Source organism: Annamia dubia NIES-4383 (assembly GCF_055394725.1).
On record NZ_AP025630.1, the window covers coordinates 3,361,956 to 3,375,341 of the forward strand.

The following is a 13,386-nucleotide window of genomic DNA, read 5'->3' on the forward strand; positions in this document are numbered from 1 at the left end:
CTTTATTTGTTATTTATCAATTATTTAAAGAGTAGACTTGACCATCAAGAATTAATCGAGTAATACCTTTAGAAGCAAGATGGGGACAAGTTTTTTTCAACATTTTACCATCAGGAATTTTAATAACTCTTTCTTTGCGTTTAGAAAAACGCCGAGCAACTCGATGATTTTCAAAAATAGGTAAAGTTTTTTGAGCAAATTCTTCAGGTGGAATTAACCCTAATTCCCGAAAATCTTGTAAAGGTCTAGTAATCAATTCAGAAGCTCGATCAACTACGATATAACAAGTACGAGGAAATGAAGCTTTTTCCAAAGGAAAAATACTTAAAGTACCTTGTTTAATACCACCAAAATTAAGTTTATTTTTAATTTTAATTGACTCAATTTCCTCCTGTTCATCTAATTCTTCATCATCCAATTCTTCATCATCTAACTCATCATCTGGATCCTCTAATTCCTCTCCTAAAAACTCTTGTAAGGCCAAGACAGTCTCATGACTCATCGCAGAATCATCCTCTAAATCATCTTCATCTAAATCCAATGATTGGGAAGATTCAATTAATTGATTTTGGTTAATTTCTATTAATTGAGCTTGGGCATTTTTGCGATTATTTTCCGCTAAAATTTCCTCAGCAAAAGCTTCAGAAACGACTGAAGATGATCGTCTTTTTCTTCTTCTAATTAAACTAGAATTAGTCTCAAAATCTTCACTACTTTCTTCTTCAAAATCATTGATTAATTCTTTATTTTCTTCCTCCTCAAATTGTGTTTCTTCTTCCTCAGTGAAACCCTCATCAATCGGCGTAATTTCTGATATAATTGGCTTATCTTCTAAGGGTTCTTTAAGATTAATTTGTTCTTCCTCTAAAATAGAAGAATAGGCAGAAATGCGATCAGCAATTTCTTGTTCAGAAAGCAATTGTGACTCCATTAATTCTTGATCATCACCCTCAGAATCTGGTAAACTTAAAGCTAATTGTTCGATCGGTTTTTGGGTACGACCTAGCCTTTTTTCTTGAATGAGATCCTCATATTCTTGATCGGAAAGATTTTTTTTCAACAGACGACTAACGGTAGAACTACTTACATCATAGCGAAGTGCTAGAGTTGAGGTAGTCTCCGGCGTATTACGATAAAGTTCAAGTATTTCTTTTTTATCTGATTCTGACAATTTTTTGGGACACATTTTGATTTACCTTTGCCTAATGCGATCGCTGATCAATCATTATTAAATGATCAAATCAATCCTAACATAAATTAGTTATCCTAACTGAAAAAAATGACAAGACCGAAGATCAAAGGAGGGGTCAACGGCCGCTGACCCCTCCTTTGATCAATTTAAAACTATTTAACTAAATTTTCGCCCCTACGATATAATTCACGCGCATAGTCTGTCCATGTACCTTGCCCCCAATAACGGAAACAACTGGTTTGCACTAACATATTATAAAGTAAGGCCTCTTGATAATCTTGACGTTGTGTAACAGAGGAATCAGAGGCTACTAAACCATCATATTTTTCATGGAACATCGCGCTCAGTTTATTCATGGGTTCAAGGACATTTTCATAACCATGTACCCAACTTAAGTTATCTGTCCATGATGCACCATCCATGTGAAACTGATAATCAGTGGCTTTTAACTCAGCGATCGCGCTTTCAACGGCCTCAGTAGTAGAGTTATTGGGATCAACTTTTTTCCAAATTTTACTCTGACATTTGGCTTGACAAGTAGGATAATCCTCTGGATTAACTCCATTAGCCTCTAATAATTCAATGTATTCCGTACCATTAAAACCAACCACACTGGGATCATTTTTGATCAGTTCCCATGCCGGAAGATAGCCCCCCGGAAACTCATTCATCATCACACCGCCATTTTCACCATCGGCGATCTGAGACACACAGCAAGGCACTTCCACATTACCGATTTTTTGACGGCCACGGCTTTTTGCCTCATAATAGGGTTGCATCTGTGCAACTAACTTAGTATCCGAGCCTTGAGTTTTAATTAAAGCGGTAATACTAATTACTTCACCTTTACAGTTACGCGCGATTAATTTATTTGGTACATATTTATCATCATGGTATAAATCCCCACCATCAAGACGTTCTACGGAGTGTTCCTGTACTAATAACCAACGATAACCGCATTCTTTTAAAGCTTTAATGTATTCGTAAAGGGTATCAGGATGGTTAGGTAAGTGCATTTCCGGCGGAGAAAAACCCTTAACCCGTTTTAAGGCTTCAACGCCGAAAATTTCCGCAAAATGATGTTGCCAAGCCACGATCTGAAGTTTGAGATCGGGGATCGGAGTTGAAGGGGCTACCGCATGACTCCACATTGTACCCAACCATTCTACATAAGGTTGATACTGAGGATTACAAGTAATTGTTCTGAGGGTTTCAATAATATCACTACGTCCCATCTGCTCTAAACCCCACAAAAGATTACCAGAATAATCTAACATAATGCGAGGATTTAAGCCTTTTTCTACCAATTCAGGAATAAAATCGCCCATACGACTATAACACCATGCAAAAACCGAAGCATTATGATTATCGCCCTGGCCTTGGTTTTCAAACATATGTTGAAGATTACAGATCAAAGCACCATTTTGGCCGGCTGGGATGGTGGGTTGGTGCATATGTAAAGCACAGGCAAAACCTGATTTAATATTATTTAAGTTAAGATTAGATTGCTTTAAAAATATGGGTTCATTGTGGTTAACAATAGCGTTAATTTCTGCTTCTTTCCCACAAATACTGGGTAAGTTTAATGTTACTTTTGGAGACGATAAAGTTGCGACCATAAAATTGTCCTAATAATTCTAAATAATAAGTATATTTTCCTAGAATTTCCTTTTTTTTTTGACTTTCTTACTAATAATTTGAGGAAATTCTGCTCATGTCAATTTATACCATAATCTGATTTACTTAATGTTTAAGTTTTAATAAGAGTTGTTAAGAACTGGTGATTAATTACTCACACAATTGGCAATTAAAAAATTAATTGTCAACTATTCTTGAGTATTAATTGTTAAAAATTATTGTAAAAATTGAAAATAGTTTATTGATTATTTATGGCTGATTATTAAATCGGATTAGTCGCTAAAACTGCCCCACAGTAATCTGTTTGACAATTACTCATGATTAATTTTACATTGATTTTTTTGCCATTAGAAATATTATTAACTCTGACACGGGCAAAACTATTATTAGGGTCAAGATCTTGCCCAATTAATTGATTATTTTCATTATAAACTTTGAGATTAATATTACTACAATCTTGATCACATTCAGCCATAATATAATGATTGAGTGAATGAATAACATCTCTTTCATCAAAAGTAATAGTTAGATTTTGTGTTGAGCCTGTATTTATTTCATAACAAAAATAAAAAAGGGGATAATAACCAAGACGGTTAACTAAAGCTAATAAAGCTTGTTGAGACCAATTACTAATGCTACAATCAACTAATCCTGCTTGAACTAAGGGAGTTTTGAACATTGAGAAAGTTAAATTTATGCCCAATGCCAATATCAAAAATAAACTTTTTTGATACAATTTTTTTCTGCAATTTAATGAAAACATAATGAAATAGTAGAATCACCAATTAACTGATATTTTTACTCCTATTATAAATACAAAAACTATAATTTATCATCAAGTAAATAAATTTTAACTTTTCTTTAAATTTATTTTTGTTAATGAAGTGTAACATAAATCAGTTTTTTAACTAATATTCTTTTATGCTCGTCTTTTGATGGGGTGGGGGGGTATTGAAAAATTAACCATGATCTGAAAATAATAGATTGGGTGTTAATTTTATCTTAAAAATTAACAATCTCATCAAATCTTAACTTTATTTGAGAAAAAAATGCACATTCCTGACGGTTTTATTTCTCCTTCTGTTGCTGTGACAACAACTTTAACCAGTGCTTCTTTTTTAACAGTTTCTTTGTTAAAAACTCGTCAACAAATTGGTTTAAAACAAACCCCGATTATCGCTTTAACGACTGCTTTTATTTTTGCTTCTCAAATGATTAATTTTCCGGTGGCTGGTGGCACAAGTGGCCATCTTTTAGGGGCTACTTTAGCTGTTTTAATCTTAGGAAATCCTTGGGGAGCGATGTTATCTATTGCTACGGTTTTAATTATTCAAGCTTTGTTATTTGCTGATGGTGGAATTACTGCTTTAGGTGCTAATATTTTTAATATTGGAATTGTGGGCGTTTGGGTAAGTTGGATGTTAACAAAAACTCTCCAAAGATTGTTAGGAGGTTCTCAAAAACGATTGCCTTTAGTAGCCGGAATTAGTGCTTTTTTTTCTACCATTATGGCTTCAATTTGTTGCAGTTTACAGTTAATTTTTTCTGGCACAAGTTCAGTTAATTTAATTTTACCTGCTATGACGGGAATACATATTTTAATTGGTTTGGGAGAGGGCTTAATTACCGGAGGAATTTTAACTTATTTAATTAAAGTTCGTCCTGATTTGTTACCATCTGATCAGCCAAAATTTAATAAATTATTAATGCCTATTGTTAGCATTTTATTAATAGCAGGAGTTTTGTCTTTATTTGCTTCTTCTTTTCCTGATGGCTTGGAAAAAGTGGCTGAAAATTTAGGATTTATTGATTTAGCTGAAAATATAAAAATTTCCTTAAATACGCCATTTTCAGATTATCAAATTGAGGGAATTAATCCTAAACTTGGCACTAGCTTAACTGGTCTTTTTGGCACAACAATTTGTTTTACTTCTTCTTTTTTAATTAGTAAATTTATTGTACCAAAAAGTGCTTAATTTTTTAACTTTTTTCAATTTTTCTTTAGATTTTCGCTTAAGATTATCTTTAATTTTGGTTATTGGTACAGCTTTAATTAAAATTGGCAATTGGTCTTTTTTAATTACTTATTTAATTTTGGCTTTAAGCTGGTGTTTTTTATTAAAAACTCCTTTATTTTCCCTGATTAAATTATTAGGTTTAGAATTAATCTTTGTAAGTTTAATGTGTTTTCCTTTGGGGGTAAATAAAGCTATTTTTTTGGTGGGGCGATCGCTCATTTGTTTATTAATTATGAATAGTTTTTTATTAACTATTCCTAAATATCATTTAGCCATCGCCTTAAAAGGTTTACCTTTACCTCATAAAATGCAAGAAATTTTGATGTTAACTGCTCAATATTTAGAAATATTATTATTAGAAATTAAACAGATGCAAACATCGGCAAAAATACGAGGTTTAAAAGGTAATCAACAATGGTTACGTTATATTAATGCTAATTTAATTGGCTCTTTATATTTACGCAGTTTAAATCGGGCGCAAAGGGTTTATCATGCTATGATGATGAGGGGTTATCAAGGTAATTTTCCCATAATTATTAATCGGAATAAACGGGAAAATTTACTTTTAATTTTTATGTTAATTCTGACAATTATTTTAACGGTTAATTCCTATTTTTGAAAAAATAGTTAAAGTATTGTTATAAATAACAAAGAATAAATAACGAATAACATCATGAATGATCAACAAAATCAACCTATTATTAAAGTCAATAATCTAATTTTTAGTTATGAAAATCAGTTAATTTTAGATGGAGTTTCCTTTAACTTATATGAGGGAGAAGTTGTTGCTTTATTAGGGAAAACTGGGGCTGGAAAAAGCACTTTATTAAATAATTTAATTGGCTTAAGTTTACCCCAACAAGGTGAAATAATTATTGATGATTTAAAAGTAGAAACTAATAATTTTCAAACAATTAGAAAAAAAATCGGTTTTGCTTTTCAAAATCCAGAAGATCAATTATTTATGCCTACTATTTTAGAAGATGTAATGTTTAGTTTATTAAATGAGCAAATTCCCCTTAAAGAAGCTCAAGCAAAAGCTAGATTTTTGTTAGCTGAATTTGGTTTAATTGAGTATGAAAATAAGTCTTCTCATCAATTATCAGGAGGCCAAAAAAGATTAGCGGCCTTGGCGGCAATTTTGGCTTTAGAGCCTTGTATTTTAATTTTAGATGAGCCTACTAATGGTTTAGATCCTGCTTGGCGAAAAGAATTAGCCCAAATTTTATTAAAGTTAAAAGTTAAATTAATTTTAATAGCTTCCCATGATCTACATTGGCTCAAAAAAACAACACAAAGAGCTTTAATTTTAGATCAAGGAAAAATTAAAGTTGATCAACCAATTTTAGATTTATTAAAACAAGAAAAACTATTAGAAAGTTACAGATTATCTTTAGACTGGTAAAATTATTAATGAATAACTAATAATTAATTTGTAAAAAATGACTAATAACTAATAACCAATAATAAATTTAAAAAGGAATTTTCCCTTCTTTAAATTGAGTTAAATAATCTTGTAAAGCTTGGGCAACTTCACCATATTCTGTCTCAATTTTTGTCACTAGATCCGAGGCAGTATCTAAATTTTTTTCCTTAGCAAAATTTTCTAATTGCTGACATAATTGGGATAATTGTTTTGCTCCTAAACTGCCACTACTAGACTTTAAAGTATGGGAAGTATGAGCTAAAAGTCTGGCATTTTGCGCTTTTAAAGCTTCTTGTAACTCTTTAAGATGACGGGGGCTATCGTCAAGATAACAGTCAATGATGTCAGCTATCATTTCACTGGCATCATCTCCTGCCATTTCTAGTAAATCTTTTAAAGCGTTTTGATCTAAAATTTCTTCAGGTTTCATAGTAATTAATTGTGTTTTTTCTGATTTTATATCATTAGATTTGATTTCTTGTTTAGAAAGATGATGAAAACTATTGATTAAAACATTTATTAAATCATTAATTGGGATCGGTTTACTCAAATAATCATTCATCCCTGCTTCCAAACAGATCTGGCGATCGCCCTGCATAGCATTAGCCGTCATGGCAATGATCAAAGGGGGATCATTCAGATTTGTTTTGAAATCTTGACAAATCTGACGAGTAGCGGTTAAACCATCCATTTCCGGCATCTGCACATCCATTAAGATCACATCGTAAACTTGACGCTCGATCGCCTCTAAAACCTCGATCCCATTAGCCACCACATCAGCCCGATAGCCTAAGCGACTTAAAATATTTAAAGCAACTTTTTGATTAACCACATTATCTTCAGCTAAAAGAATTTTTAAAGGATATTTTTGAGCCAAATTATGATCAAATTTTGGCACAGAAGAAACTTGATTTTTTGGCAAATTAACTCCAGTTTCTACACTGAAAATATCCATCAAAATATTAAATAGTTGGGACTGTTTAATCGGTTTATTTAAACAAGCTGACCAATGAAGTTCGTCCTCTTTTTGTGCTAAAGCTCTATTATCAATAGATGTTAATAAAATTAAAGGTAAATCTTTAGTTTGAGGGTATTGTCTAATTTTTTTTGCTAAAGTTAAACCATCCATTTCTGGCATTTGCATATCTAAAATAGCAATATCAAACTGCCCATTAGTTTCTAAAGTATTTAATACTTCTTTTCCTGAAGCAAAAGCATAAGATTGCATCCCAAAAGATTGACCTTGTAAGGTTAAAACTTGACGATTAGTAATATTATCATCAACAATTAATAAACGCTTATTTTCTAAAATATTTTTTAACTCTAAATCTTCAAGATCACTGACAATTTCTTTCGTTATAATTGTAAAATAAAAAATAGAAGAAAAATGACTAGGCTCAGGATTAATTATAAAATCAATGGGCGGATCTCCGGCTAAATAACCATTACTTTCTACCCACATTTGTCCACCCATTAATTCCGTTAGCCTTTGACTAATAACTAAACCTAAACCTGTCCCACCATAATGACGAGAAGTAGACGCATCAACTTGAGAAAAAGGTTTAAATAAACGATTCATTTTATCTTGAGGAATACCTATTCCCGTATCTTTAATTGCAAATAAAATTTGACAAATTTTTTGCTCACTTTGCGCTTTAACTTCATATTCTTGAGGGGTAAAAGTAAAATGATTTAATTTAACTTCAATCACCACTTCCCCCGCTTGAGTAAACTTAATCGCATTATTTAATAAATTAACTAAAACTTGTCTTAAGCGAGTAATATCACCCTCAATAATTGGGGGAACATTATTTTCTAATAAATAAGCTAAATTTAACTGTTGAAATGTTGCTTTTGATGTTAATAAATCTAAACATTCTTCTAAACAAGAACGTAAATTAAAAGGCTGTTTTTCTAACTCTAATTTACCAGATTCAATCTTAGAAAAATCTAAAATATCATTAATAATTGTTAATAAATTTTCACCACTATTACGGATAATTTCCGTAAATTCTTGTTGTTGAAAAGTCAAATTTGTATCTAATAAAAGATTAGTCATTCCGATCACCGCATTCATGGGAGTGCGAATTTCATGACTCATCGTTGCTAAAAATTCACTTTTTGCTTGATTGGCCATTTCAGCTTCTTCTTTCGCAATTTTTAATAATTCTTGGGCTTGAATTTGTTGAGTAATATCCGTAATTGTACCCACTAAACGATAAGGTTGATTTTCCTGATTTCTTAAACATTTAGCCTTAGCAGAAATCCAAATATAATGGCCATTTTTATGTTTAATTCGATGATTATTTTCGTATAAATTAGTATCACCTTCTAAATGTTGATCAATATTTTGTAAAGTCATTGCTAAATCATCAGGATGAATTAGATCAGACCAATTAGAAAATTCATTAAAAGAAGGGTCATTTTCGTAGCCTAAAATTCTCAGCCATGAAGGGGAATAATAGATTTGATTTGTTTCTAAATTCCAATCCCAAACGCCGTCATTTGTGCCAGAAATAGCCAGATCATAACGCTCCTCTTGAATGCGTAAAACCTTCTCTATTTCTTGACGTTGCATAATTTCTTTAGTTAATTCATCATTGAGATTTAATAATTCTTCCGTGCGTTCAATTACCCTCAATTCTAACACTTCATTAACATCTTTAATCTGATTAAATTGTTCCTTAATAATTGTAATCATCGAAATAAAATTATTAGTTAAATTATTAATTTCTTCAATATCACTTAAGGGTAAATTAATGTTATTTTCACAGGATAATTTATCAGGAATATCAGTAGTTAATTGATTTAATAATAAAATAGGTTCAACTAAATGACGACTAATTAATCTTGAAATAATTAAAGATATTACCCCTACAATTAACATCAATGATAAATTTTTGATATAAAATAATTCCAGTTTAATAATATAACCAAATAAAGGAATTTGTACCATTAAAGTAAAGGGAAATTCATGATCAAAATAAATTCTTTCAAAATATAAAGACTCTTTCCATTTAACCATAATTGGTTTTTTTTCATTATAATTAGGAAGCCAATGAAAAACTCGATCATTAATTTTAATCACTTTGCCTTTTTCCAATAATTTAATTCGATCCAACAAATTAGCAGGGGAATAATTACTAGCAATAACATTATCATTTTCATCTAATAAAAATAATTGAAATCTCGGATCAATTACAATACTTTGAATAATCGTTCTTAACTCATCTAATTTTATGACACCATAGACTATTTTATCTATTTTATTATCTTTTACAATGGGCATAGATAAACCTAAATATTTAGATAAAGTTTCCTCATCTTTATAAAAATTAGTCAACATTTTGGGGGATAATTGGTTATCTTGGTTGAGAAAATTAAAATTCTTAAAACTTTCAATAATACTAATTTTTTCCCCTTGATTAACTTTTGGTTGTGCTAAAATAAGCTCACCTTTACTATTAGTTATATAAATAGAATTTAACCCTTTAATTTCATTAATAAATAAATTAATTTCCCGCTCTAATTTAGGCAAATCATTATTATTTTCAACAATCTGATTTAACATTTTAAAAGATTCTAAATTATTAGTAAACCATAAATTGATACTACTTTTGACTGCATATTCAACAATTGAAATATCTTTTTCGATTTCAACCATAATATTATTAACTAAATTTCTGCCATGAAAAATAGTTAAAGCAATACTAGGAAATAACACAAAAGCAACTAAAATAGTAAAAATAGTTTGTTCTAAAGATAAACTTAATTTATGTTTCTGTTGTTCAAATTTATTAGAGATAATAAAGAAGATAAATTGAATAATTAAACTAGCTATAACTGAATTTACAATGCCATTTATAGCCTGTTTTAAAACTACTAATTGAATCTGATTGCTAGGAACACTTAACATTTTACCATAAAAAAACCAGACTAAACTTGAGCCAATAAATAACCAATAAATTCCATCTAATAAAACAATATTTTTCGATTTTTTATGGAGAAAATAGCTAATAAAAATAGCTTCTAAAATTAAAATAATAGTCGCATAAATATGCCCCCATAAAATATAAGTATAACTGCCAACAATTGTGGTGGCTAAAATACCCCAAAAAAATCCATAAAAATAAACTATTAATAAAGTAAAAATACTGCCCAATAAAAAATCTACTCCAAAAAATAAAGAAATTTTGAAGACATTTCCTAATAACCCTAAGCCAATTAATAAAATGAGAAAAGGTAATTTATAGCAATTCAAGAAAGATTTTATTTTTGGGATTGATTGTTGATCAAAATTCATAGATACTTAAGATTTTTATTGAATATAATATTTGGTTAACGATTAGGCTTTTATCTATCTTAAAAATTTTTGAGTCTGATCAGAGTAATCCTGTTTGAGATTAATCTAACCTGATTATAACTTTTGATCGGTTAATTTTTGATAAGAATTGTTAAAAAATTTTGTCTAATTTTGCAGAAAATGAAAAAAATGTGATCAATATAATATAATGAGATCGTAGAGCTAAATAATTTGACGGTTGATCAAAGATCAACATCAATTATCAACAAAAAAGTTAAACTATCATCAAAAATCAAATCTAAAAAAATAAAAAATTTTATTGTTTATTTTTTTACCCCTAATTAATCAACTATCAACTGATAATTTATTTCCCATTATGAAAAATTATCTTTAGTAATTATCTTAAATAATTAAGAACTTAATGATTATAAAATTAAGAAGAAAAAAATTTAAGAGGAAAAAAATACAATGGTCAAAATTCTAATTACTGATGATTCTACTTTATCACGAAAAATTCTTAAAAAAATTTTATCACAAGAAAACCATGAAATTATCGAGGCTGAAAATGGACTAATTGCCATTGAATCTTACTTTATAGATAAGCCTGATTTAGTTTTTTTAGATGTGGCCATGCCAGAAATTTCAGGACTAGAAGTTTTACAAAAAATATTAGAATTAGACCCTCAAGCTAAGATTATTATGGCCACAGCAGATCTTCAAGATTTAACCATTAAATTCACTAAAGAAGTGGGTGCATTTGGATATGTCACAAAGCCTTTTGTCAAAGAAAAAGTATTAGAAACTATCCATCAAATTTTAAATAAATCATGATTAATCTTTAGTTATTAATATTAATTTAAGAGGCGATCATATTGTGAAAGAATTAACGGAAAAACAAAGAGATGCTTTAAGTGAATTATTAAATATGGGTTTTTCCCGTACGGCGGCTTCTCTTTCTCAACTAACAGGCAATCGAGTTATTTTAGATGTCCCTTACGTTTCTATTCATCCCATCAATGAATTAAGTAAAGAATTAGCCAATTTTGTACAAGGAGAAATTGCCACAGTTCAACAAATTTTTACGGGCAATGTATCAGGAAATGCCCTACTTTTATTAAATCATGATGGTGCGGCAATTTTGAGTGATTTAATCGATCCAGATGGAGAATTTGATGATCAAGAAAATTGCCAAAAAAATCAAGAAAAAGAAACTCTTAATTCAGAAATTTTAACAGAAATAGGCAATATTTTATTAAATTCCTGTATGAGTGTATTTGGTAATATTTTAAATATTTCTATTTCTTTTTCCGTTCCCCGTCTATATTTAGATGCCCTTGACGGCTTGTTACATTCTTTAGTTATTCAAGAGAAAGAAATGCGTTATGCCATGTTAGTTTATACTGGGTTTCATCTCAGGGATAATGCAATTAGTGGTTATATGATTATGATTTTAAGTGTTACTTCTCTGGATAATTTATTACAAGCAGTTGAACATTGGGCCGATGAAGTTTTAGAAGAAATTTAAGCTCTAATTTCATTAAATTATCACTTGACAAATAACAATTAACAATTGTTATAATAATTATTAATAATTAGCCCTAATCAATCTTTTATGGAACTTAAACCCAAATTTAATCTAAAAAAAATTCGTAAAAAAGTTAAACAATGGTTTACAATTAGTGACAGTGAAATTGGAAAAATTTTAGCTAAAGTAAAATCCCAATTACCAACCACAGAAGCCTTATTAATTGGGAAATCTCAAGCAGGTAAAAGTTCAATTGTTAGGGCTTTAACAGGTGTTTCTGCCCAAATTATTGGTCAAGGTTTTAAGCCCCATACCCAACATACTCAACAATATAATTATCCTTCCGATGAGTTACCTTTATTAATTTTTACTGATACGGTGGGCTTAGGTGACATTAATCAAAATACCGAGACTATTATTGAAGAATTAATTAATAATTGGCAGCAGGAAAATCAAAGGGGAAGAATTATTATTTTAACCATTAAAATTAATGACTTTGCTACTAATAGTCTGCAACAAATTTTAAAAAAAATTAAAGAAATTTATCCTAAAATTCCCTGTTTATTAGCCTTAACCTGTTTACATGAAATTTATCCCGCCCATCAAAAAAACCATCCCATTTATCCCCCTAATTTTACAGAAATAAATCAAGCTTTAAATTATTTTCAAGAAACATTTAAAGGCTTATATGATGATCTTATTTTACTTGATTTTACCCTTGAAGAAGATGGTTTTGAACCTGAATTTTATGGTTTAGAATTATTAAGAAATCAATTAACTCAACTACTACCAACGGCCGAAGCAAGAACAATTTATGAATTATTAGATCAGGAAAACAGCCAAAAATTAGGCGATCTTTATCGAGATACGGCACGTCGTTATATTCTTTCTTTTGCCATCATGGCCGCTACAGTGGCCGCCGTGCCTTTACCCTTTGCTACAATGCCCGTTTTAACCGCTTTGCAGGTATCCTTAGTCACTTTGCTCGGTCAATTATACGGCCAAACCCTCACCCCTTCCCAAGCCGGAGGAATTGTAAGCGCGATCGCAGGTGGTTTTTTAGCACAGATGATCGGGCGAGAATTAATTAAATTTATTCCAGGCCTTGGCAGTGTCATTGCGGCGGGATGGGCAGGATCCTATACCTACGCTTTAGGGGAGGGGGCTTGTCTCTATTTTGGGGATCTGATGGGAGGGAAAAAACCCGATCCCAAAAAGATTCAACAGGTGATGACAAAAGCTTTTCAACAATATCAAAAACCACATTAAAGGGTAATCAAAACA

At 30.5% G+C, this 13,386-nt stretch carries 10 protein-coding genes; 6 read left to right on the plus strand and 4 right to left on the minus strand.

Annotation, left to right across the window (positions count from 1 at the left end; all coding sequences use genetic code 11):
• Window positions 1-16 precede the first annotated feature (16 nt).
• From Anndu_RS15140 to Anndu_RS15150, 3 genes are all read right to left on the minus strand, one after another.
• The gene (locus tag Anndu_RS15140; RefSeq protein ID WP_464101982.1) at window positions 17-1,171 is read right to left on the minus strand and encodes a transposase; all 1,155 of its coding nucleotides are present in this window, start codon (window positions 1,169-1,171) and stop codon (window positions 17-19) included.
• A 173-nt stretch (window positions 1,172-1,344) separates the two neighbouring features.
• Window positions 1,345-2,811 (minus strand): glycosyl hydrolase family 57, encoded by a 1,467-nt coding sequence (locus Anndu_RS15145; protein ID WP_464101983.1) that lies wholly within the window; start codon window positions 2,809-2,811, stop codon window positions 1,345-1,347.
• A 281-nt stretch (window positions 2,812-3,092) separates the two neighbouring features.
• Window positions 3,093-3,509, minus strand: a complete 417-nt coding sequence (locus tag Anndu_RS15150) for a hypothetical protein (RefSeq protein ID WP_464101984.1) — start codon at window positions 3,507-3,509, stop codon at window positions 3,093-3,095.
• A 370-nt stretch (window positions 3,510-3,879) separates the two neighbouring features.
• On the opposite strand from Anndu_RS15150, the gene Anndu_RS15155 reads away from it, so the two are divergent.
• The 3 genes from Anndu_RS15155 to Anndu_RS15165 are packed head-to-tail and all read left to right on the plus strand — an operon-like array spanning window position 3,880 to window position 6,253.
• Window positions 3,880-4,806 carry an energy-coupling factor ABC transporter permease gene (locus Anndu_RS15155; RefSeq protein ID WP_464101985.1) on the plus strand — a complete coding sequence of 309 codons (927 nt, stop codon included), beginning with the start codon at window positions 3,880-3,882 and terminating at the stop codon, window positions 4,804-4,806.
• Window positions 4,799-5,467, plus strand: coding sequence for an energy-coupling factor transporter transmembrane component T family protein (locus Anndu_RS15160; RefSeq protein ID WP_464101986.1), 669 nt, complete (start codon window positions 4,799-4,801; stop codon window positions 5,465-5,467). Before Anndu_RS15155 ends, Anndu_RS15160 begins: the two co-directional genes overlap by 8 nt.
• Before the next feature lie 54 nt (window positions 5,468-5,521).
• Window positions 5,522-6,253: an energy-coupling factor ABC transporter ATP-binding protein gene (locus tag Anndu_RS15165; protein WP_464101987.1), complete on the plus strand. Its 732-nt coding sequence runs from the start codon at window positions 5,522-5,524 to the stop codon at window positions 6,251-6,253.
• Between the two features lie 67 nt (window positions 6,254-6,320).
• On the opposite strand, the gene Anndu_RS15170 is transcribed toward Anndu_RS15165, so the two are convergent.
• On the minus strand, window positions 6,321-10,535 hold the full coding sequence (locus Anndu_RS15170) for a response regulator (protein ID WP_464101988.1): 4,215 nt from the start codon (window positions 10,533-10,535) through the stop codon (window positions 6,321-6,323).
• Window positions 10,536-11,045: 510 nt separating this feature from the next.
• Between Anndu_RS15170 and Anndu_RS15175 the strand changes: the two genes are divergently transcribed.
• From Anndu_RS15175 to Anndu_RS15185, 3 genes are all read left to right on the plus strand, one after another.
• Entirely contained in the window at window positions 11,046-11,408 is a 363-nt protein-coding gene (locus tag Anndu_RS15175) for a response regulator (protein ID WP_464101989.1), read from the plus strand.
• Between the two features lie 43 nt (window positions 11,409-11,451).
• Complete coding sequence (locus tag Anndu_RS15180) at window positions 11,452-12,102, plus strand: hypothetical protein (RefSeq protein WP_464101990.1); 651 nt, start codon at window positions 11,452-11,454, stop codon at window positions 12,100-12,102.
• 87 nt (window positions 12,103-12,189) lie between these two features.
• Window positions 12,190-13,371, plus strand: coding sequence for a YcjF family protein (locus Anndu_RS15185; protein WP_464101991.1), 1,182 nt, complete (start codon window positions 12,190-12,192; stop codon window positions 13,369-13,371).
• Window positions 13,372-13,386: the final 15 nt, after the last annotated feature.